The sequence below is a fragment of the Pseudomonas sp. NPDC088890 genome, assembly GCF_044900155.1.
Taxonomy (GTDB): Bacteria; Pseudomonadota; Gammaproteobacteria; order Pseudomonadales; family Pseudomonadaceae; genus Aquipseudomonas; species Aquipseudomonas urmiensis.
This window is the reverse complement of sequence record NZ_JBJDNG010000004.1, coordinates 463,116-485,075: the sequence shown is the minus strand read 5'-3', so window position 1 is coordinate 485,075 and position 21,960 is coordinate 463,116. Positions and strand designations below refer to the sequence as shown.

The window sequence follows — 21,960 nt, the reverse complement described above, 5'->3', positions numbered from 1 at the left end:
CAGTTCGGCGCGCCCCCTGTGAGAGCGGGCTTGCCCGCGAAGAGGCCGCTTCTACCACAACATCTACCGCGCCCCCGACAAGAACAACCGATCAATCAGCGCAAATTGCGCTCGGCGACGATTTCCGGCAGGTCCGTGCGCTGCAAATAAATGCGTAAAGGCTGGCCAATATTCAGTCGATCATCCACATGTTGCCCAAGTAACAAGGCTAGCCGCTCACGGCATAACGCCATGCGCGTCCCGGCTTCGGCTCGCCAGACAAATTCGCTACAGGGAGTAATGCTGTCATCCGCCACGTCCATGCCGAACGCGTCTTCTGAAAAGCGCACGATATGCGTACCGCGCTTGCCGTGAAAGCCGACGAAACCCTTGAGCTGGTCAGCGGCGCTGCAGATGTCCTGGGATGTAATGGCCATGGCGTACCTCGCAAAAAGATGGGAGTCACGCACGCAGGGTAGGCGGCTGCCTCTGTCGGGCAACGCGCAAGGGCCAGCCTAGCGCAAGTCGCCAGGGGACGGCCAAGGTTTTCGCAGCCGTGAAGCCATCCGCTCGGTTCAACTGGCGCTCGCCGCTGGATCGACCTGCCCCTTGAGCAGCACCGCCAACCAACTCATGAACGCCTGAACCCGGCGTGGCACATGGCGCTGACGGGCATACAACAAAGATACCGGCATGGCCTGGGCCTGCCAGGGTTCGAGCACCGACACCAACGCGCCACTGCGCAGGTGCTCGGCCACACCAATTGCAGGCACCTGGATCAAGCCCAGGCCTGCCAGACAAGCGGCAGAATAAGCTTCGGCATTGTTGACCGTGACCACGCCACTCATGGGCTGCAAGTACACTTGCCCTTCCCGCTCATACTCGAATCCTGCGCTGCGCGCGCCAAGATTGCGCACGTAGTGGACCAGTCGATGCCCGGCCAGGTCGGCAAGACTGTGCGGCATGCCGAATGTGGCCAGGTAAGCGGGGCTGGCGCAGTTGCGCATGCTCAACTGGCCGATCGGCCGCGCCACCACGTCCAGGTCACTGAGCGCCCCAATGCGCATCACGCAATCAAAGCCTTCACGTAACAGGTCGACCTGACGATCGGTGCAGCTGATTTCCACTTCAAGATGAGGGTGACGCTGGAGGAACTGCGGCAACGCCGGGATGATCACCCGCCGCGCCATCATGGTCGGTAGATCGATCCGCAGGCGGCCAGACAATTGCGCATCGTCGGCGCGAAACAAGCTTTCGATCTCATCCATGCCCGAGAGCAAGTCCTTACTGCGCTCGTACAGCAGCAGCCCGTCCTGAGTCGCCTGGACTCGGCGGGTGGTGCGGTTGAACAGCCGACTACCGAGCAATCGCTCTAGCGCCTTGACCTGCTCGGAGACGGTAGAGCGCGGCAGGCCCAGGCTCTCCCCGGCCAGGGTGAAACTGCACAGTTCATTGACCCTGACAAAGGTCTTCAGCAGCTCAAGCTTGTTCATCCTCAGGCACTCGATTATCCGGATCTAGCGAACAGTATTTCCAAATTCACAGGATTTAACAGCCTGGAGGCGATCAATAACCTGTTCCTCACAACCACCCATGAGGACTTCGCCATGACTCGCAAAATTGCATTGATCACCGGCGCCAGCCGCGGCCTTGGTAAAAACACCGCCCAGCACCTGGCGGCGCGCGGCATCGATGTTATCGGCACTTACCACAGCAAAGCCGATCAAGCCTTAGCGCTAGCCGAACAACTGCAACAAGCGGGTGGGCGCGCCGCCATGCTGCAATTAGATGTCGCCGACAGCAGCAGCTTCGCAGGTTTTGCAGCACGTCTTAGCGACACCCTGGAGCAGCACTTTGGCCGTCGTCAGTTCGACTACCTGGTGAACAATGCCGGGATCGGCTTGAACGTGCCGTTCAGTGAAACCAGTGAGGCGCAGTTCGACCAGTTGCTGAATATCCAACTCAAAGGGCCGTTCTTCCTTACCCAGCAGATGTTGCCGCTGCTGGCCGACGGCGGGCGCATCGTCAACATTTCCACGGGCTTGACCCGCTTCGCCCTGCCCGGCTATGCCGCCTATGCCGCCATGAAAGGCGCCATGGAGGTGCTGACCCGCTACCAGGCCAAGGAGCTGGGCGCTCGGGGGATCCGGGTGAACATTCTCGCGCCAGGGGCGATCGAAACTGACTTTGGCGGCGGGGTGGTGCGCGACAATGCCCAGGTCAATGACTTCATCGCGGGCAATACCGCGTTGGGACGAGTCGGCTTGCCTGATGATATTGGCGCAGCGGTGGCGCTGTTACTTGAACAGGGCAATGGCTGGATCACTGGGCAGCGGCTGGAGGTCTCCGGGGGGATGTTCCTGTAACGCTGTCGTCTATTGCAAAGCTATCGCGGGGCAAGCCCGCTCCCACGCAGTGGACTGTGCCATGACGTCCGCGGGGCAAGCCCACACAATGGACTGCTCCCCGGGCCTCGTGGGAGCGGGCTAGCCCCGCGATAGCGGCAGTACGACCGGCAAGAACTTCAAGGTTCGGCCTGCTCCTCATGTACCTGCACACTGGCCGTCATCCCCGCGCTCAGGGTCACCCCCTGCGGCACCTGATCCAAGCGAATCCGCACCGGAATCCGCTGCGCCAGCCTCACCCAGTTGAACGTCGGCTCAACCTCAGGCAACAGCTGGCTGTCAGGGTTACTGTTGGCGTCGGTGATCCCGCGGCTGATGCTCTGTACATGCCCCTGCATCGAATCGCCGGCCCCCATCAGCCAGACCTTGACCGAATCGCCGACGCGAATGCGCGGCAACTTGGTTTCTTCGAAATAGGCCTGGATATAGAACGTCGAATCATCCACCAGGGCCATCACCGACTGCCCTGTGTTGACGTAGTTACCCTGCGCCAGGCGCAAGTTGGTGATATGCCCACTACGCGGCGCGCGCACTTCGCTGCGCTCAAGGTTGATCTTGGCCACTTGCAACTGCGCTTGGGCCTCGTGCAGTTCACCGCGCGCCACCGCCGCATTGATCTGGGCATTCTCGCGCAGCTCGGCACTGATCGCATCGGGGCCAAGCGCGGTGCGCCGCGCCGCTTCGCGTTCACGCAGGTGCAACTGGTGGGCGCGGGTCTCGGCGACTGCCTTGGCCTGGTCGAACGCGGCCTGAAAGCGCTCGCGGTCGATGCTCATGAGCACATCGCCCGCTTTGACCTGCTGGTTATCCTGGACCTTGAGCTCTCGCACCCAACCCGACACATCCGGGGCAATCACCACCACGTCGGCGCGAACCCGGGCGTCGCGGGTCCACGGCGTCAGCATGTAGTACTGCCAAAGGTGATAGCCGGCAAACACGGCGATGATCACCACGCACAGGGTGACCAGGGTACGTACCGCTGTACGCATGGACTGACTCCTTACAAAGGCCCTAGCAGACGTACCACCAGGAACAAGATACAAACGAACAATGCCGCATCGAACAACGCTTCATGCCAGATCCAGCGCCCAAGCGGCGTGGCCTGCACCAGCAGGCGCAGCGCACCGGTCACCAGCAGCGCAATCAGCACGTAGATCAGAAACGGGCTGAGCAGCACACCGCCCACCGCCCATTCACGCAAGCCCATGCATTTCCTCCTGCCAACGGCACCACTTGCCCCAGCTCTTCTGTAACTGCAGCACGGCGCCCTCGGCCAGCCGCAGCGGGTCGCTCGGCGGCTGGCGGCGCAGGGCCGCGATGAATTGCTCACTGGCCGCATCCAGGCGCTGGCCGCGCCCCGGCGCCGGGCCTCTGGAAAGCACCGCTTCGACTTGCTGCAAGTATTGCCTTTGCGCCGCATCGAGCGGTGCCTGGGCCACAGCCAGGCACATGCGCAGGTGCACCAATTCATCGCCGATGTCCAGGCCGTGCAGGCCATCGTCCCAGCGTTTGCGCTGAGCTTCGGGCAGCTCGCTGGCATGGCGCGCCAGCTGCATCAGGCGGTCGGCCATGCGCCCGCCGAACCAACTGTCGGCGCCACGCAGGTCGCGGCGGGTCAGGCGAACCAGGTCACTCTGCGTCGCAGCGCGCAGCCGCCGGCCCAACCACGTTGGATGGCGGATCACCACCAGGCGGAAGGCCAATACCGCAGCGCCAACGCCCATCAGCATCGCCTGGGCGCTGTTGAGCATGCTCGCCACGTCAAAGTGCATGGCATTGAGCGGCGACACCAACACAATGAAATGCAGGCAATACGAGGTGGCGGTAGCGCCGGTGCGCGGATGGGCCATGCCCAGGGCGCCGAAGAACAGCGGCACGCCCATGGCTAAACAGAGCATGGCGAAGCTGCTCCACTGCGGCAGGAGAATCTGCCCCACCACAAACGCCACCGGGATCGCCAGGAAAATCCCGCGCAAGAAACTCAAGCCGATCTGTGCGCCGTTCTCACGGCTGGCGAACAGGCTACAGACCACGCAAGTCAGCACCAGCCCGCCAGGTGCCGACGGCCAGGCGGTGGCTAACCAGAAACTGCTCATGACCAAAAACGCCAAGGCGCTGCGCGAGCCGAACAGCAGAGCCAGCGGCAGGTCACGATGCACGGCCAGACCTTGCGACATATCCTTGGGCGTCCTGCCCTCCTCGACATCCTGCAAAGCCTGGGTCGCCGCCATGGCGTAGTCCAGCAACAAGGCCATGCGCGCGAGGCAGTAATGTTCGGCAGAACTGATCTGCTCGTCGTGGGCGGCGTCCCAGATACGTTGGCGCAACAGCAACAGGCTCGGCAGTTCGGGCTGCGCCAACTGGGCGCGAACCTCATCCAGCCACGGCGACAGGCGCTGGGCCTCCTGCTCATCGAGCTGGCGCCACTGCCGGCGTACCGAGCGCGAGATGCGCAGCAGCACCATCAGTTTCTGACTCAAACCGCGAATGGCCCTGGCCCGCTGCCGGCCACTGCTGCCTTCAAACCAGGCGTGCTCGCGCTGCGAATCGATGGCGACGATCCGCCCCAGGATGTCCAGCAAGCCTTGGCGCGCGCCCTCCTCACCGCCGAGCATGGCAGTCGACGCTTGCATGCCGTTTTGCCAGGCCTGGCGCGCCTGCCCACCAAGCTGCTGCTCGACCCGCATGGGCCAGAGCAAGGCGCTGGTAGCGGTTGCGCAGACGATGCCCAAGCAAATCTCGGTGCAGCGCGCTACCGCCTGATCGAACACCTGCAGCGGATGATCGATGGCCGGCAAGGCAATGATCGCCACGGTGTAGCCGGCCAGCACGAACGCATACGACCAGGCACTGCGCAGTTGCGTGGAAGCGGCGGTGCACAGCGCCAACCACAGCGCCAGGGTAAGCAGGAACAGCCACGGCGTCTGTGCGAACAAGCCGATGAACACCACCGACATAAAGGTGCCGACCAGGGTCCCGGCCAAGCGCGCCAGGCCCTTCTGCACCACCATGCCTGACAAAGGCTGGGCGACGATAAAGGCGGTCATCAAGGCCCAAGACGGCTGCTCCAACCCCCAGCGCATGGCCAGCCACAACGCCAGGCCGCCGCCCAACAGGGTCTTGATGGCGAACTTGATGGCGAGGTTGCTGGGTGCGAACAGAGCCTGGAGGGTGATGGGCACGAATCGGACCTTGCGGGGGTGATGAGTAGAACGATAGACAACGCTGGCAAGGATAAAGCGGAAACGAATAATTAGCTAGCTAATCATCTTTGTATGTCATTTGCTCTGTGCCCCGCTATGAGCGCGTCATCGGCAAAAAGCGCAGACAAAAAAATGGGCGACCGAAGTCGCCCTAAATGCCTTGCGTGCTCGTGAATCGGGAAGAATCAACGCGGTTTGCGTTTGTTCGAATCCTTCCAGATGAAAATGCCCAGACCGGCGAAGAACACCACCATCAACCCGACCGTTACCACACCTGCGATAACCACATTGTCGAAGAACATGTCGGCGCTCCCGTATTCGTTTGCCGTTGTCCGATGGATGCAAGGTAACCAATGCGAGAGAGGAGGAAATTGACCGGGGTCAATGGTGCCCGAGGCCGGGCACGCGAGGCGGGCGCAGGGTTGACCTGCGTCAAGTTTCAGCGTTTCTTGGGCTTGCCCTTGGGCTTCTTCTTTTTGGCCTGGCTCAACGGCATGGCCTGCTCGAAGGCCTGGCGCACTTCATTGAGGCGCTTGTCCTTGAGGTCATGGATACGTTTGGCGCGCTCGGCACCGAAGTCGATCAGGTTGTCTTCACTCATGGGCGGGCCCGACAGTCAGCAGAGACTTGCATGATGAAGCCAGGCGCAGGCGTTGACCAGTCAGACTTCGATATCGACCAGCAAACCCTGCCTCGGACGCTCGCCGAGTGGCGCCACCGGTACCGTGTTATCGGCGTTGAGCTCTTCACCGGCAAGGGCTTCGTAACGCTCGTCCTGGTTATTCTGCCGCCGTTGTTGCTGGCGGCGCTGCTCATCGCGCAGCAGCAGGGCTTGTTCGTCAGGGTCGCGCTTGTGCTTGAGGTCAATGGCGCTTTCGCCGGAAGCAGGCTGCGCGGGGACCACCGGACGAATATCGGGGGTCGGCTTGACCGGATCCTGTTGCGAGGTCACGGGGGCGGCACTGAGCGGGATGATCGGCGGCAGCATGGGGAAGTTCTCCTGTCGCTACTGTGTCGGCCAGCCTTCAACTGTCTTGAGCGTGCAGCCAGGCGATTGTGCGGCGCGTCACAGCGGCGCACCAGCAAGTATAGATGGGCTTACTGGGCTGGCTCGTCGTCCGGCTCATCCTCAGGCGACGGGCTGGTTTCGCTCCAGGGCCGCTTGTAGACCTGTTGCCAGACGCTATCGAGGTGCTCACGCACGACTTGTGGGGCGCTCTTGAGCGAGGCGCTGTCTTCGCGCTCGCCACCAATGGGCTCCTCACCGGCCGGAGTAATCTGCGATTGTCCGGTGATGCTGTAGATGGCCTGGCCTTCGCGCATTTCGATGGCGATGTCATGGGGTTCGATACCGCCGCCACAGAACGCATGGCTGGCCACGGTCAGTTCGGCGATGCCATCTTTATCAAGGTCGCTGACATCACTGACGTCGCTATAGAAATCCACATCCAGATCCAGCCCCGGACATGTGGTCTCTTGCTCGATCTGCCAACGCGGCCTGAATGCATCGCTGTCCGCGCTGCGCGCATACAGAGTGGCCTTGAGCACCACCTTGTCGACTTCCTGCTCGCTCTCGGCATCGGTGGCCTGGCCGTCGACCCGGCTCAGCACCAGTAGCCCTTCACCCTCCCGGTCACGAAAGTGCACGCTCTTGATCGGCGTCTGTACGCCAAGTACTTCGAGCTGCTCGACCGGGATCGGTGGCAGGGTTTGAAAAGTGTTTTGGTCACAGGCGGCCAGTAGCAGCAAGCTGCCCAGGCCCAGGGAGGCGTTCAACCAGCGCTGCTTGGCAAGCATTCGACTTGGAGCCCTCGTGGTGTTGAGGTGTTCGTCGATGAAACAGCTAGACTCTTTATTCTTTGGTCTGCCCGGTCTATCCGTTAACATAGCCGGCTTTTCATCGGCGGGAGTTCAGGCAGTATGGCGCAGCAGTATCAACCGGGGCAACGCTGGATCAGCGACAGCGAAGCAGAGCTCGGCCTGGGTACCATCCTGGCGCAGGATGGCCGCCTATTGACCGTGCTTTATCCGGCCACTGGCGACACCCGTCAGTATTCCCTGCGCAATGCGCCGCTGACCCGCGTGCGCTTCTCGCCAGGCGACCAGATCACTCACTTCGAGGGCTGGAAGCTGACCGTTCGCGAAGTCGAAGATATCGACGGCCTGATGGTCTACCACGGGCTCGACGGGCAAAACCAGCCGCGTACCCTGCCTGAGACCCAGCTGTCCAACTTCATCCAGTTCCGCCTGGCCAGCGACCGACTGTTCGCCGGGCAGATCGACCCGCTGGCGTGGTTCTCGCTGCGTTACAACACCCTGCAGCACAACAGCAAACAGATGCTCTCGTCGCTGTGGGGCCTGGGCGGCTGCCGCGCCCAGCCCATCGCCCACCAGTTGCACATTGCCCGCGAAGTGGCCGACCGGATCGCCCCGCGGGTACTGCTGGCCGACGAAGTCGGCCTGGGCAAGACCATCGAAGCCGGCCTGGTGATCCATCGCCAGCTGCTGACTGGCCGCGCCAGCCGCGTGCTGATCCTGGTGCCAGAGAACCTGCAGCACCAATGGCTGGTGGAAATGCGTCGGCGTTTCAACCTGCAGGTGGCACTGTTCGATGCCGAGCGCTTCATCGAAAGCGATGCCAGCAACCCGTTCGAAGACGCTCAGTTGGCGTTGGTCGCGCTGGAGTGGCTGGTCGACGACGAGAAAGCCCAGGACGCGCTGTTCGCCGCCGGTTGGGACTTGCTGGTAGTCGACGAAGCGCACCACCTGGTCTGGCATGAAGAACAGGTCAGCCCTGAATACGGCCTGGTCGAGCAACTGGCCGAGGTCATCCCCGGCGTGCTGCTGCTCACCGCCACGCCCGAGCAACTTGGCCAGGACAGCCACTTCGCCCGTCTGCGTCTGCTCGACCCGAACCGTTTCCACGACCTGGCCGCCTTCCGCGCCGAGAGCGAAAACTATCGCCCGGTGGCCGAAGCGGTGCAGGAGCTGCTCGAACAAGGCCGCCTGTCGCCCAAGGCCCACGCCACTATTCACGGCTTCCTCGGTGCTGAAGGCGAAGCGCTGCTGGCTGCGGTCAGCGATGGCGACAGCGAGGCCAGCGCCCGCCTGATCCGTGAGCTGCTCGACCGCCACGGCACCGGCCGGGTGCTGTTCCGTAACACCCGTGCTGCGGTCCAGGGCTTCCCTGAGCGCCAGCTGCACCCCTACCCGCTGCCCAATCCCGAGCAATACGCCGAGCTGCCCAGCGGCGAGCGCGCCGAGCTGTACCCGGAAGTGGCCTTCCAGGCCCAGGGCCCGGGCGATGATGAAGAGCGCTGGTGGCGCTTCGACCCACGGGTCGACTGGCTGATCGATACCCTGAAGATGCTCAAGCGCACCAAGGTCCTGGTGATCTGTGCCCACGCCGAGACCGCGATGGACCTGGAAGACGCGCTGCGCGTGCGCTCCGGCATCCCGGCAACCGTGTTCCACGAAGGCATGAGCATTCTTGAGCGCGACCGCGCTGCAGCCTACTTCGCTGACGAAGAGTTCGGCGCCCAGGTGCTGATCTGCTCGGAAATCGGCAGTGAGGGGCGTAACTTCCAGTTCGCCCACCACTTGGTGATGTTCGACCTGCCGGCCCACCCCGACCTGCTCGAACAGCGTATTGGTCGTCTTGACCGGATTGGCCAGAAGCACACCATCGAACTGCACATCCCCTACTTGCAGGACAGCCCGCAAGAGCGCCTGTTCCAGTGGTACCACCTGGCGCTGAACGCCTTCCTCGCCACCTGCCCGACCGGCAGCGCCCTGCAGCATCGCTTCGGCCCACGCCTGTTGCCGCTGCTCGAAAGCGGTGAAACCGGCACCTGGGACAAGTTGGTCGCAGAGGCGAAAACTGAGCGCGAGAACCTTGAAGCTGAACTGCACAGCGGTCGCGACCGCCTGCTCGAGCTCAATTCGGGTGGCGCTGGCGAAGGCCAGGCCCTGGTTGAAGCGATTCTCGAACAGGACGACCAGTTCGCCCTGCCGATCTACATGGAAACCCTGTTCGATGCCTTCGGTATCGACAGCGAGGACCATTCGGAAAACGCCCTGATCCTCAAGCCGAGCGAAAAGATGCTCGACGCCAGCTTCCCGCTGGGCGACGACGAAGGGGTGACCATCACCTACGACCGCGCCCAGGCACTGTCGCGCGAAGACATGCAGTTCCTTACCTGGGAACACCCAATGGTCCAGGGCGGCATGGACCTGGTGTTGTCCGGCTCTATGGGCAACACCGCCGTGGCGCTGATCAAGAACAAAGCGCTCAAGCCGGGCACCGTGTTGCTCGAACTGCTGTATGTCAGCGAAGTGGTAGCGCCACGCAACTTGCAGCTGGGCCGATACCTGCCGTCGGCAGCGCTGCGCTGCCTGCTCGATGCCAACGGCAACGACCTGGCCGCGCGGGTGGCGTTCGAAACCCTCAACGACCAGCTGGAAAGCGTGCCGCGCGCCAGCGCCAACAAATTCATCCAGGCGCAGCGCGATGCGCTTGCGCAGCGGATTGCTGGCGCCGACGCCAAGATCTTGCCGGTCCATGTCGAGCGCGTGGCCGAGGCGCAACGGCGCCTGGCGGCTGAGGCCGATGAAGAGCTGGCGCGTTTGACCGCGCTCAAAGCGGTTAACCCGAGCGTGCGCGACAGTGAGATCGATGCGCTGCGCAAACAGCGGGTTGATGGCTTGGCCATGCTGGAGAAGGCGGCGCTGCGGTTGGAAGCGATTCGCGTGTTGGTTGCGGGCTAAATTCAAGGTTGTAAATAGTGGGCTGCTTTGCAGCCCATCGCAGGCAAGCCAGCTCCTACAAGGTCCGCGTGATCTTGTAGGAGCTGGCTTGCCTGCGATGGGCCGCAAAGCGGCCCCAACTTATTAGATCTAACCGCTATTAAGCCAATAACCAAATGGTAGAGAGCAAAATGCCATTAATCAGGAAGGCTTAAGCACCTCTTCCTATACTGCTTGCTGAACAGTCTCCATCCCGCTTCTCAGGAGACGCGTGCAGGGTCGACGAAGAGGCAAGCAATGGACTGGCTGGGACTGCAATTGTTCGCCGATTTGCCGGCTACGGGACAGATCGTACTCGACTGCCGTCACGAACCGTTCCTGGTAGCGCTCGCCTATCTGGTGGTCTGTGCGGCGTGTTTTGCCACCCTGGACATGGCCGAACGGCAAAGCAACAGCGAAAACCTCGGTGCGCGCCGGCAATGGCGCATCCTGGGTGCCTGTTGCCTGGCCGGTGGGGTCTGGGCCATGCATTTCATCAGCATGCTGGCTTTCCGCGCACCGCTGGAAATCCACTACGACGTGCCCATGACCGGGCTGTCCCTGCTGATTGCCCTGCTCGCCTCTTGGCTGGCGATGAACAGCCTGGACCGCAGTGAAATGCGCCCGCGTCACTATCTTCAAGCCGCCGTTTTCATCGGCCTGGGCATCACCTTGATGCACTACGTGGGCATGGCCGCCCTGCAAATCAGTGCTCAACAGTACTACCAGACCCACCTGCTGCTGGTCTCGTTGGGTATTGCCATCGCCGCCAGCCTGGTGGCCTTGTTGATGGCGCGGCACTTGCGCAACGGCAGCGGCACCTTGCATCTGGCCATGAAGTATGGCGCCAGCGTGCTGATGGCGGCCGGCATCGTGGTCACCCACTTCACCGGCATGGCTGCCATGACCCTGGTGATCCCCCCTGACGCCGCCCTGAGTCTGCCGTCGACCGACAACAGCCTGCAAATGGGCTTGACCATCGCCGTCATCACCCTGCTTATCAGCGGCAGCAGCATCAGTGCCGCCCTCGCCGACAAGAAATTGCAAAGCAAAGAACACGACCTACGTCGGGTCAGCGTGCTGCTCAGCCAATTGGATCAAGCCCGTGTTTCGCTGCAGCAAGCCGCCCACTACGACGCCCTGACCAACCTGGTCAATCGCCGCGGCTTCAACCAAGTGTTTGCCGAGCGCCTGGCCGAGCAGGCCGCCAACGACGGCATGCTGGCGGTGATGTTTCTCGACATCGATCACTTCAAACGCATCAACGACAGCCTCGGCCATGCCGCCGGCGACGACCTGCTCAAGGTCATCGCTAGCCATATCAAGGCCGCCACCCGCAGCCAGGACCTGGTGGCGCGCTTTGGCGGCGACGAGTTCTGCATCGTCACCAGCCTGAATAACCGCGATGAAGCACGCCAGCTAGCGCTGCGCATCATGCACCGGATGAAAGACCCGATCGATCTGGGCGGCCGGCGCATGGTGATGACCACCAGCATTGGCATCAGCATCTTCCCCGACGATGGCCGCAACGCCGAGGAGCTGCTGAAAAACGCCGATCTGGCTCTGTATCAATCCAAGGGCTGTGGGCGCAATAACCTGAATTTCTTCAATAGCGGCCTGCGCACCCGCGCCACCCTGGAGCTGCAATTGGAAGAGGAACTGCGCGTGGCCCTGCTCGAAGAGCGCGGCCTGTGCGTGCATTACCAGCCGATCTTCGATTTGCACAACGGCCAGGTAGCCAAGCTCGAAGCCTTGGTCCGCTGGCAGCACCCACAGCACGGCCTGCTTGGGCCGGATCGCTTCATCGGGATTGCCGAAGCCAACGGCCTGATCGCCGACCTTGACCTGTGGGTGCTGCGCCGCGCCTGTGAAGACCTGGCCCAGCTCAATCGCCACGGCTATACCAGCCTCAAGGTGACGGTCAATTGCTCGGCATTGACCCTGGGCCGCGAAGAGCTGGCCACCGAGGTGGAACTGGCGCTGTTCCAAGCAGGCCTGTCGCCACGGCAATTGGAGCTGGAGGTGACCGAAAATGCCCTGATGGGCGACATCAATCGCACCATCAACCTGCTCAAGCGCATCCGCGCCCAGGGCGTGGCGCTGTCGATCGACGACTTCGGCACCGGTTATTCGTCCCTAGCCTACCTCAAGCGCCTGCCGCTGGACGTGCTGAAGATCGACCGCTCGTTCATCCAGGACGTCCCCTCCAGCCAGAAAGACCGCGAGATCGTCCAGGCGATCATCATGATGGCCCACACCCTGCACCTGCAGGTGGTGACCGAGGGCGTGGAAACCGTCGAACAGCACGAATTCCTCGCCGCCCACAGCTGCGACTACCTGCAAGGCTACCTGCTCAGCCGCCCGGTACCGCTGGGCGAACTGCGCCCGGTGCTAGAACGCCTCGACCGCCAGGACAGCGACTTCAGTCCTTGTGTCGATACAGTTCTACCAGGGTCGCCGGATCTTTTTGCAGATACCCCTGGCTACCATGCAAACGCATCAATTGCGCGGCGAGGCCACTGAGCGGGGTTGCCGTGCCCTGCTCGCGGGAAAATTTCACGGCGGTATCCAGGTCCTTGAGCAAGGTGCGCACATGCCACTTGATCGGTTCGAAGCGGCTCTCGGCCATTTGCGGGGCGAGTATCTGCAAAGGCTTGGAGTCAGCGAAGCCGCCCGCCAGCGCCTCGGCGATCAGGCCGGCCTCGACCCCTGACTGCTCGGCAAGTGCAACCACCTCGGCGATCACTAGCGCGTTGCAGGCGACGATCATCTGGTTGCAGGCCTTGGTCACCTGCCCTGCGCCAACGGCGCCCATATGCGTCACTCGCTGGCCGAGGTTGAGCAGCACCGGGCGTGCCCTGGCCAAATCCTCGGCCGCACCGCCCACCATGATCGCCAGCGTCCCCGCCTCCGCCCCCGGAGTGCCACCCGACACAGGGGCATCCAGCCAGGCCATGCCACACAATGCAGCCAACTCCGCGGCCATCTCGCGGGTGGCGGTCGGCTCCAGGCTGGAGAAGTCCACCAGCAGCTGCCCACTACGCCCGCCCTGGGCCACGCCCTGCTCGCCGAATACCACATCGCGCACCACGGCAGTATCCGCCAGGCACAGCAGTACCATGTCGGTATCGCGGCATAGATCTGCCGGGCTGGTAGCCAGACGGGCACCTGCCTCGACCAGCTCGGCGCATTTATCCGGGCTGCGATTCCATACCGTCAGCCGATAGCCTGCGGCCAACAACCGCCGGCACATCGGCAGGCCCATCAGACCGATTCCGGCGAATCCTAACGCAGGCAGTGCAGTACTCATGAACGACTCCAGATTAAAGAAGGGTGACAAACGGGCGATGTAATGCCATCGCGAAAGAAAAACCCTTAGAAGCTGTAAGGCAAACCCCTATCGCACCCGTAAATGGCGCACTGATACAGTCGCGAACTTCTCCGTGATGGCCAGATGATATTCACCTCTTCGGGCCAACCACTCCAGGCAAATGGCGCACTATGACCTCTACTAATAATTCTGCCAATGCGGTGCCCGAGTCGGCGGTCCCCTCCACCGCGCTGATGACAGCAGCGCGCGAACCGCTGCCCACTCGCAGCGTGCCGGCGCAGCAGTACCTGTATTTCACCGAGCAGGATATCCAGCGCATCCTCGACAACCTCGATGGCCTGCGCGACCTGGTGTTCCCCCAGAACGGCCACATCGAGGACGAAAGCCAGCTGCGCCTGGAGCAGCAGTTTCCTTCGGTGTGCCTGATCGGCCTTGGCCGCTGCGGCTCGAACATCGCCCTGGACGTGGCGGAGCTGGTCTACAACGCTCGCACCTTCTTCCTCAACGAATTCAACAACGAGGATCGCCACAAAGGTGAATCGGGCTACAGCCCGGCCCGCTGGATTCGCCAGAACCTGCGCCTGGTGCAGAACAAAGGCGCAAAACCGGTGTTTCTGGTCGAGCCATTGGTGATGCTCGGTGACCTGGACAAGGACATCGCCGGACGCATCCGCTTCTCGCGCAAGGGTGAGCGCGGCGGCTTCCTGCGGGACTACAGCAAAATGAAGATCATGGACCTGTCCGAGGTCCATGCCGGTGGCGCCGGTAACGCACCGATTCTCGGTCAGTACCTGGCCAAGATCATCCTCAACAAAGACACCCAGCGCTTCTCCAGCGCCGACTGGAAATTGATCCACTCGTACCTGATCGACTCCTGCGGGATCAAGGCCAACCAGTCGCGGCTGTACTTCTACATCTTCAGCGCCGGTGGCGGTACCGGTTCGGGCATGGCGTCGGAATTCGGCCTGGCCCAGCAATATTCGTACATGAACAAGACCTTCGACACCAAGCCTGCCGACGAGAACGACGGCAAGAGCGGGCATTCGTTCGTCTTCGAACCGATCTTCACCAGCGGCATCTGCGTGCTGCCCAATGCCTCGGATCATCGCAGTGAAATGTCCGAGGCGCTGCACATCAACGCCGGTCGCCTGCTGTGCAAATACCTCTCCGAGGAATGGGACTTCTCCTATAACTTCGACAACGAAGACAGCAGCGAAGCCAGCGTCATGGGCCGCATCCGCCCGTGGAACGCGATGATGCTGATTTCCAACGACATCATGCGCTACGCCGAAGAAAGCGATGACGGCACCATTCAGAACATCGACGTCAACGCGATGGAGAAGCACGCCAACCAGTACATCTCCCAGCAGATCTTCAACATCCTCACCGCCCAGGCGGTGACCACCGATTACGATCAGAACTACTTCCGCCGCGCCGGCATCGACATTGGCGAAACCATCCGCCTGGACGCCAATGACCTGTTCATGAGCCTGGCCGGCCCGGTGGCGATTGCCTATGCCGAATCGGTGGTGCCGGAGATCCCGGCGCAGGGATCGGACAAGTTCAAGGTATTCGAGCGCGAAGCACCGCGCCTGGACATCGATGATCTGTTCTTCCGCTCCATCGACCTGCCACACTTCAACAAGCAGACCCAGGCCATCGAAGGCATCAGCCTGCTGCCGATCGAGTCGCGCCGTTATCGCGCGGCGCTGGAGCAGTACCAGGCTTCAGGCTTCGACCCGGCGGCATTGCATGACCTGCACTTCTTCAAGAACTGCTCGTCGGTGGTATCGATCGTCTCGCTGCCCAAGGACTACAAGCTATCGTACATGGACCTGAACCGGCTCAAGACCCACCTCAACAGCCTGTTCCCCAACACCACCCTAAAGCGTTATGCGCTGGTGATCGGCGCCTCGGCCAACCTGTCGCTGACCACCTTGATCGCCAAAAGCCCGTGCCTGTCGGACGACTTCCTGACCTTGATCGTGGCGTTCATCAAACGCTGCTTCGCGCGTAACCCGTACCGTTTCGACGATACCCTGGACAACGCGATCCTGGAATTCATCACCAGCGAGCACTTCGAGGAAGAGCGCATTGACGAGTTACTCAATGAGTTCGAGAACCCGGCGAAGATCCTCGATACCAACTGGTATGCGATCAAGCCGATGTATGAGAAGAAATACCGCGAACTGATCAACGACAAGAGCCGGTTTGTCTCGATCAACGACATTCGCTTGTCGCGCGAGTGCGTGAAGAAGGCGGTGAAGTACCTGCGCGAGATCTTCCGCCACCGGATCGGTAAGACCCGGGTCATCTCGCTCAATAATCACACCGGGCGCGTCGACTACTGAGGCACTGGGGCCGCTGCGCGGCCCATCGCAGGCTGTCGCCAGCTCCCCAGGTACAGCGCTGCAGGTGAGCGCGACGCGATGACTGTGGGAGCGGGCTTGCCCGCGAAGGGCCGCTCTGCGGCCCCATTACGCATTCCGTAAACTGTTACCGCTGCGCCGAATCAACCCGGCACTGTTACCAACTTCCACCTTACGTGCGCGTCAACACGCACTCATTTGATGCGCCTGCGCATTTCCACGCACCAAAAAAGCGCGACATTACTGCGCTTTCTTCTCTTGCATCACTACGAACGGCGAAACCACCACCGCCCAGATCTCTGGATCGCGGCTTTGCAGGTCAAGCGCCTGGTCTGCCGACAACGCTCCGACAGTGCCATCACTACGCCACTTGGCGAAGATCTCGCTGCGATTCTCGGCCATCGCCTCGGCAACGGCGATCAGGTCCAACTCAGGCGCGACCCAAATCAGGTCACCCTTGGCCCAGAATCGTTCCAACGCCTTCCACTCGATGATTGCAGTCTCGCCGAGCAATTTGGCATAGAGGGTGCTTGTTTGATCTGTCATGGGTTCCTACCGGCAAAAAATCGGCCAATGAAAAAGGTCGGCATTTTTGCAGAAAAACCCGGTTTCAAATACGTAAATTGGTCGATTGGTCCCGAACTTGTGGGGTGGGGCTGGTGATGCAGGCAAAGTGATGGCGCTTTTCTGTATCTTTGTGTCGATCAAGCGACACCTCGGCAAATTGGCGCTTTTCAGCCGCTTTTCAAGCGCTTGGACAGCGCTCTACACTGTACCGGTACAGTTCCGGGACATGTTCCGGGGGAAGGTGGGCTTGCGTCTGGCATGGCCATGCCGCAAATCCCGCCCGGTCTGTAGCCCTGGCCGCCAGGACTATAAGAATTACAACAGAATGAGTGGAGCACTATGATCAAGATTTCCAAGCTGTTCGCCGCAATGGTTCTGGCCGGGGTAGCCAGCCATTCGTTTGCCGCCGACACCATCAAGATCGGTATCGCCGGTCCTAAGACGGGTCCTGTGACCCAGTACGGCGACATGCAGTTCATCGGCGCCAAACAGGCTATCAAGGACATCAACGCCAAGGGCGGCGTCGATGGCAAAATGCTTGAAGCCAAGGAATACGACGACGCGTGCGACCCGAAACAGGCCGTGGCAGTCGCCAACAAAGTGGTCAACGATGGCGTCAAGTTCGTGATCGGCCACCTGTGCTCCAGCTCCACCCAGCCTGCGTCCGACATCTATGAAGATGAAGGCGTGATCATGATCACCCCCGCCGCCACCAGCCCGGAAATCACTTCCCGTGGTTACAAGCTGATCTTCCGCACCATCGGCCTGGACAGCGCTCAAGGCCCAGCGGCCGGCAACTACATCGCCGACCACGTCAAGCCGAAGGTCGTTGCTGTTCTGCACGACAAACAGCAATACGGCGAAGGCATCGCCACTGCGGTCAAGACCACTCTGGAAGGTAAAGGCACCAAGGTTGCCGTGTTCGAAGGCCTGAACGCTGGCGACAAGGACTTCTCCTCGATCATCCAGAAACTCAAGCAAGCCAACGTCGACTTCGTCTACTACGGCGGCTACCACCCAGAGCTGGGCCTGATCCTGCGCCAAGCCCAGGAAAAAGGCCTGAAAGCCAAGTTCATGGGCCCAGAAGGCGTCGGCAACGACTCCATCTCGCAGATTGCCCAAGGCGCTTCCGAAGGCCTGCTGGTCACCCTGCCGAAGTCCTTCGACCAGGATCCTGCCAACAAAGCCATCGCCGATGCGATCAAGGCTGACGGCAAAGACCCAAGCGGTCCATTCGTGTTCCCAGCCTACTCGGCTGTCGAGCTGATCGCCGAAGGCATCAAGGCAGCCAAGTCCGAAGACACCGACAAGGTAGCAGAGGCCATCCACGCCGGTACCTTCAAGACTCCGACTGGCGATCTGTCGTATGACAAGAATGGCGACCTGAAAGACTTCAAATTCGTGGTCTACGAATGGCACTTCGGCAAACCGAAGACCGAAGTCTCCCCTCAGTAACTGCGTGACTAAATAGCTGAGCTAACGAGCCCACTGTGCGAGCAGTGGGCTTTGTTTTACGAGGTTCATGGACCTGATTCCCGCGATCCGGGGGCCGGTTCACCTGAAAATCTTAAAACCGTCACTCGCGGTTTCCTGGCCTACCCCCTGCCAGTGAAATGCAAATCAGGTTTTTAGGAGCGCTGTAATGCCTGAGATCTACCATTTCTTCCAACAACTGGTTAATGGATTGACCATCGGCAGCACCTACGCTTTGATCGCCATCGGTTACACGATGGTGTACGGCATCATTGGCATGATCAACTTCGCCCACGGCGAGGTGTACATGATCGGTTCCTATGTGGCCTTCATCGCCCTTGCCGGGCTGGCCATGATGGGCATCGACTCGCTGCCGATCCTGATGACCGTGGCGTTCGTCGCGACGATCTTCGTTACCAGTGCCTATGGCTACAGCATCGAACGGGTTGCCTATCGCCCCCTGCGTAACAGCAACCGTCTGATCCCGCTGATTTCCGCTATCGGCATGTCGATTTTCCTGCAGAACACCGTGCTGCTTTCGCAGGACTCCAAGGACAAATCCATCCCTAACTTGATTCCGGGGAGCATCTCCTTCGGCCCAGGTGGCGCGGAGGAAGTCCTGATTTCCTACATGCAGATCCTGGTGTTCATCGTCACCCTGGTGGCCATGACCCTGCTGACCCTGTTCATCTCCCGTTCTCGCCTGGGCCGCGCCTGCCGCGCCTGTGCCGAAGACATCAAGATGGCCAACCTGCTGGGCATCAACACCAACAACATCATTGCCCTGACCTTCGTCATCGGTGCCGCGTTGGCGGCGGTGGCGGCTGTATTGCTGAGCATGCAATACGGCGTGATCAACCCCAACGCCGGTTTCCTGGTAGGCCTGAAGGCCTTCACCGCGGCGGTATTGGGCGGCATCGGCAGCATTCCGGGCGCCATGCTCGGCGGGCTGGTGCTGGGCGTGGCCGAAGCCTTCGGCGCCGACATCTTCGGCGACCAATACAAGGATGTGGTGGCGTTCGGTCTATTGGTTCTGGTGCTGTTGTTCCGGCCGACCGGCATCCTGGGCCGTCCGGAGGTTGAAAAAGTATGAACAAAAATCTCAAACAGGCGTTTTTCAGCGCCTTGCTGGTGTGGGCCGTGGCCTTCCCGGTGCTGGGCCTGAAGCTGAGCATCGACGGCATCAACCTGATCGTGCACAGCCAGGGGCCGTTCACCCTCACGGTGATCGCCGTGTGTTCGGTGCTGATGTTCCTGCGGGTGCTGTTTGACAAGCAATGGAGCGCCGTCACCTCCAGAGGCTCGGACCGCAAGCTGATCTCACCGGCAGTGAGCAACTTCCTCACCCTGCCCAAGACCCAGCGCTGGATCATCCTCGGCCTGATCGTAGTGGCGCTGGTGTGGCCGTTCTTCGGCTCACGCGGCGCGGTCGACATTGCCACGCTGATCTTGATCTACGTGATGCTGGGCCTGGGCCTGAACATCGTGGTCGGACTGGCTGGCCTGCTCGACCTGGGCTACGTCGGCTTCTACGCCGTCGGCGCCTACAGCTACGCGATGCTGTCGCACTACTACGGGTTGAGCTTCTGGATCTGCCTGCCAATCGCCGGCCTGATGGCAGCCACCTTCGGCTTCCTGCTGGGCTTCCCGGTATTGCGTCTGCGCGGTGACTACCTGGCGATCGTGACCCTCGGTTTCGGTGAGATCATCCGCCTGTTCCTGCGTAACCTCACCGATCTGACCGGCGGCCCCAACGGCATCAGCAACATCGAGAAGCCGACGTTCTTCGGCTTGACCTTCGAGCGGCGTGCAGCCGAGGGGATGCAAACCTTCCACGAGTTCTTCGGCCTGCCTTACAACTCGATCAACAAGGTCATCTTCCTTTACCTGGTAGCGCTGCTGTTGGCCCTGTTGGCGCTGTTCGTCATCAACCGCCTGCTGCGCATGCCGATTGGCCGCGCCTGGGAAGCCTTGCGTGAAGACGAAATCGCCTGCCGCGCATTGGGCCTGAACCCCACCGTGATCAAGCTCTCGGCGTTCACCCTGGGTGCCTGCTTCGCCGGTTTCGCCGGTAGCTTCTTCGCTGCACGGCAAGGGTTGGTGACGCCGGAGTCGTTCACCTTCATCGAGTCGGCGATCATCCTCGCCATCGTCGTGCTCGGCGGCATGGGCTCTCAGTTGGGCGTGATCCTTGCGGCCATCGTGATGATCCTGCTGCCGGAGCTGATGCGTGAGTTCAGCGAGTACCGGATGCTGATGTTCGGTGCGCTGATGGTGTTGATGATGATCTGGCGTCCGCAAGGCTTGCTACCTATGCAACGTCCACATTTGGAGCTGCGTCGATGAGCCGCGAAATTCTGCAAGTCAGCGGCCTGAGCATGCGCTTCGGCGGCTTGTTGGCGGTCAACGGCGTGGCCCTGACCGTCAAGGAAAAACAGGTGGTAGCGCTGATCGGCCCGAACGGCGCCGGCAAGACCACGGTGTTCAACTGCCTGACCGGCTTCTACAAGCCAAGCGGCGGCACCATCCTGCTCGACGGCCAGCCGATCCAGGGCCTGGCCGGCCACCAGATCGCCCGCAGGGGCGTGGTGCGCACGTTCCAGAACGTGCGTTTGTTCAAGGAAATGACCGCGCTGGAAAACCTGCTGATTGCCCAGCACCGGCACTTGAACACCAACTTCTTCGCAGGCCTGTTCAAGACTCCAAGCTTCCGTCGCAGCGAGCGTGAGGCCATGGAGCGCGCGCAGTACTGGCTGGAGAAGGTCAACCTGACCGAGTTCGCCAACCGTACCGCCGGCACCCTGGCCTACGGCCAGCAGCGGCGCCTGGAGATCGCCCGCTGCATGATGACCCAACCGCGGATCATCATGCTCGACGAACCAGCCGCTGGGTTGAACCCCAAGGAAACCGAAGACCTCAAGGCACTGATCGGCTATCTGCGCGAATCCCACAACGTGACCGTGCTGCTGATCGAGCACGACATGAAGCTGGTGATGAGCATCTCCGACCATATCGTGGTGATCAACCAGGGTACGCCCCTGGCCGACGGCACGCCGGAGCAGATCCGCGACAATCCTGAAGTGATCAAGGCCTACCTGGGGGAAGCGTAAATGCTCAAGTTCGAAAACGTTTCCACCTTCTACGGCAAGATCCAGGCACTGCACAGCGTCAACGTCGAGATCAACCAGGGCGAAATCGTCACCTTGATCGGCGCCAACGGTGCCGGTAAGTCGACCTTGCTGATGACCCTGTGCGGCTCGCCCCAGGCCCATAGCGGCAGCATCAAGTACCTGGGCGAAGAGCTGGTTGGCCAGCCTTCCTCGCACATCATGCGCAAGAGCATCGCCGTGGTCCCCGAAGGCCGCCGGGTGTTCGCTCGCCTGACGGTCGAGGAGAACCTGGCCATGGGCGGCTTCTTCACCAACAAGGGCGACTACCAGGAGCAGCTGGACAAGGTCCTGGAGTTGTTCCCACGTCTGAAGGAGCGCTACATCCAGCGCGGCGGCACCATGTCCGGCGGCGAACAGCAGATGCTCGCCATCGGCCGGGCGTTGATGAGCAAACCCAAGCTGCTGCTGCTCGATGAACCGTCGCTGGGCCTGGCGCCGATCATCATCCAGCAGATCTTCGACATCATCGAACAGCTGCGTCGTGATGGCGTGACGGTGTTCCTGGTCGAGCAGAACGCCAACCAGGCGTTGAAGATCGCTGACCGTGCCTATGTTCTGGAAAACGGCCGAGTGGTGATGCAGGGCACCGGTGAAGCATTGTTGAGTGATCCAAAGGTACGTGACGCCTATCTGGGTGGTTGATCGACATTGCACACAGAAAGGGCCTACGGGCCCTTT

At 61.4% G+C, this 21,960-nt stretch carries 20 protein-coding genes; 9 read left to right on the top strand and 11 right to left on the bottom strand.

The window, feature by feature from the left end; translation table 11 throughout:
- Positions 1 to 95 precede the first annotated feature (95 nt).
- Positions 96 to 416: a DUF2025 family protein gene (locus ACI2JX_RS12405; RefSeq protein WP_404690170.1), complete on the bottom strand. Its 321-nt coding sequence runs from the start codon at positions 414 to 416 to the stop codon at positions 96 to 98.
- Between the two features lie 138 nt (positions 417 to 554).
- The gene (locus ACI2JX_RS12400) at positions 555 to 1,472 is read right to left on the bottom strand and encodes a LysR substrate-binding domain-containing protein (protein WP_404690169.1); all 918 of its coding nucleotides are present in this window, start codon (positions 1,470 to 1,472) and stop codon (positions 555 to 557) included.
- A gap of 114 nt (positions 1,473 to 1,586) precedes the next feature.
- Here ACI2JX_RS12400 and ACI2JX_RS12395 point away from each other — a divergent pair, with 114 nt between their 5' ends.
- Positions 1,587 to 2,345 carry an SDR family NAD(P)-dependent oxidoreductase gene (locus tag ACI2JX_RS12395; RefSeq protein ID WP_186557600.1) on the top strand — a complete coding sequence of 253 codons (759 nt, stop codon included), beginning with the start codon at positions 1,587 to 1,589 and terminating at the stop codon, positions 2,343 to 2,345.
- 158 nt (positions 2,346 to 2,503) lie between these two features.
- Here the strand turns inward: ACI2JX_RS12395 and ACI2JX_RS12390 are convergent, their stop codons facing one another.
- From ACI2JX_RS12390 to ACI2JX_RS12360, 7 genes are all read right to left on the bottom strand, one after another.
- On the bottom strand, positions 2,504 to 3,373 hold the full coding sequence (locus tag ACI2JX_RS12390; RefSeq protein WP_404690168.1) for an efflux RND transporter periplasmic adaptor subunit: 870 nt from the start codon (positions 3,371 to 3,373) through the stop codon (positions 2,504 to 2,506).
- A gap of 11 nt (positions 3,374 to 3,384) precedes the next feature.
- Positions 3,385 to 3,591, bottom strand: coding sequence for a DUF1656 domain-containing protein (locus ACI2JX_RS12385; protein WP_186557598.1), 207 nt, complete (start codon positions 3,589 to 3,591; stop codon positions 3,385 to 3,387).
- The gene (locus tag ACI2JX_RS12380; RefSeq protein ID WP_404690167.1) at positions 3,578 to 5,566 is read right to left on the bottom strand and encodes an FUSC family protein; all 1,989 of its coding nucleotides are present in this window, start codon (positions 5,564 to 5,566) and stop codon (positions 3,578 to 3,580) included. Before ACI2JX_RS12380 ends, ACI2JX_RS12385 begins: the two co-directional genes overlap by 14 nt.
- Positions 5,567 to 5,772: 206 nt before the next feature.
- Positions 5,773 to 5,889 (bottom strand): cytochrome c oxidase subunit CcoM, encoded by a 117-nt coding sequence (gene ccoM / locus ACI2JX_RS12375; RefSeq protein WP_025340347.1) that lies wholly within the window; start codon positions 5,887 to 5,889, stop codon positions 5,773 to 5,775.
- 137 nt (positions 5,890 to 6,026) lie between these two features.
- Complete coding sequence (locus ACI2JX_RS12370; protein ID WP_264236382.1) at positions 6,027 to 6,188, bottom strand: hypothetical protein; 162 nt, start codon at positions 6,186 to 6,188, stop codon at positions 6,027 to 6,029.
- Positions 6,189 to 6,248: 60 nt separating this feature from the next.
- On the bottom strand, positions 6,249 to 6,575 hold the full coding sequence (locus tag ACI2JX_RS12365) for an aspartate-semialdehyde dehydrogenase (protein WP_186557595.1): 327 nt from the start codon (positions 6,573 to 6,575) through the stop codon (positions 6,249 to 6,251).
- A gap of 110 nt (positions 6,576 to 6,685) precedes the next feature.
- Positions 6,686 to 7,384, bottom strand: coding sequence for a M949_RS01915 family surface polysaccharide biosynthesis protein (locus ACI2JX_RS12360; protein WP_404690166.1), 699 nt, complete (start codon positions 7,382 to 7,384; stop codon positions 6,686 to 6,688).
- A 123-nt stretch (positions 7,385 to 7,507) separates the two neighbouring features.
- Here ACI2JX_RS12360 and rapA point away from each other — a divergent pair, with 123 nt between their 5' ends.
- Together rapA and ACI2JX_RS12350 are read left to right on the top strand one after the other, a co-directional pair.
- On the top strand, positions 7,508 to 10,354 hold the full coding sequence (gene rapA / locus ACI2JX_RS12355; RefSeq protein WP_264236379.1) for an RNA polymerase-associated protein RapA: 2,847 nt from the start codon (positions 7,508 to 7,510) through the stop codon (positions 10,352 to 10,354).
- A gap of 276 nt (positions 10,355 to 10,630) precedes the next feature.
- Positions 10,631 to 12,895, top strand: coding sequence for a putative bifunctional diguanylate cyclase/phosphodiesterase (locus ACI2JX_RS12350; RefSeq protein ID WP_404690165.1), 2,265 nt, complete (start codon positions 10,631 to 10,633; stop codon positions 12,893 to 12,895).
- Here the strand turns inward: ACI2JX_RS12350 and ACI2JX_RS12345 are convergent.
- On the bottom strand, positions 12,795 to 13,682 hold the full coding sequence (locus tag ACI2JX_RS12345) for an NAD(P)-dependent oxidoreductase (RefSeq protein WP_404690164.1): 888 nt from the start codon (positions 13,680 to 13,682) through the stop codon (positions 12,795 to 12,797). The genes ACI2JX_RS12350 and ACI2JX_RS12345 overlap by 101 nt on opposite strands.
- A 254-nt stretch (positions 13,683 to 13,936) precedes the next feature.
- Here ACI2JX_RS12345 and ACI2JX_RS12340 point away from each other — a divergent pair, with 254 nt between their 5' ends.
- On the top strand, positions 13,937 to 16,054 hold the full coding sequence (locus ACI2JX_RS12340; protein WP_404690177.1) for a hypothetical protein: 2,118 nt from the start codon (positions 13,937 to 13,939) through the stop codon (positions 16,052 to 16,054).
- A 258-nt stretch (positions 16,055 to 16,312) separates the two neighbouring features.
- Here the strand turns inward: ACI2JX_RS12340 and ACI2JX_RS12335 are convergent, their stop codons facing one another.
- A complete protein-coding gene (locus ACI2JX_RS12335) occupies positions 16,313 to 16,618 on the bottom strand; it encodes a DUF2288 domain-containing protein (RefSeq protein WP_404690163.1) in 306 nt (101 codons plus the stop codon).
- A 360-nt stretch (positions 16,619 to 16,978) separates the two neighbouring features.
- On the opposite strand from ACI2JX_RS12335, the gene ACI2JX_RS12330 reads away from it, so the two are divergent.
- The 5 genes from ACI2JX_RS12330 (at position 16,979) to ACI2JX_RS12310 (ending at position 21,924) form a co-directional block, all read left to right on the top strand.
- Positions 16,979 to 18,094 carry a branched-chain amino acid ABC transporter substrate-binding protein gene (locus ACI2JX_RS12330; RefSeq protein WP_186557588.1) on the top strand — a complete coding sequence of 372 codons (1,116 nt, stop codon included), beginning with the start codon at positions 16,979 to 16,981 and terminating at the stop codon, positions 18,092 to 18,094.
- Between the two features lie 187 nt (positions 18,095 to 18,281).
- A complete protein-coding gene (gene livH, locus ACI2JX_RS12325; RefSeq protein WP_186557587.1) occupies positions 18,282 to 19,205 on the top strand; it encodes a high-affinity branched-chain amino acid ABC transporter permease LivH in 924 nt (307 codons plus the stop codon).
- Positions 19,202 to 20,458 carry a high-affinity branched-chain amino acid ABC transporter permease LivM gene (locus ACI2JX_RS12320; protein WP_186557586.1) on the top strand — a complete coding sequence of 419 codons (1,257 nt, stop codon included), beginning with the start codon at positions 19,202 to 19,204 and terminating at the stop codon, positions 20,456 to 20,458. The genes livH and ACI2JX_RS12320 overlap by 4 nt, the downstream gene beginning before the upstream one ends.
- Entirely contained in the window at positions 20,455 to 21,222 is a 768-nt protein-coding gene (gene livG / locus ACI2JX_RS12315; protein WP_264236374.1) for a high-affinity branched-chain amino acid ABC transporter ATP-binding protein LivG, read from the top strand. Before ACI2JX_RS12320 ends, livG begins: the two co-directional genes overlap by 4 nt.
- Positions 21,223 to 21,924: an ABC transporter ATP-binding protein gene (locus ACI2JX_RS12310; RefSeq protein WP_186557584.1), complete on the top strand. Its 702-nt coding sequence runs from the start codon at positions 21,223 to 21,225 to the stop codon at positions 21,922 to 21,924.
- The last annotated feature ends 36 nt before the right edge of the window (positions 21,925 to 21,960 follow it).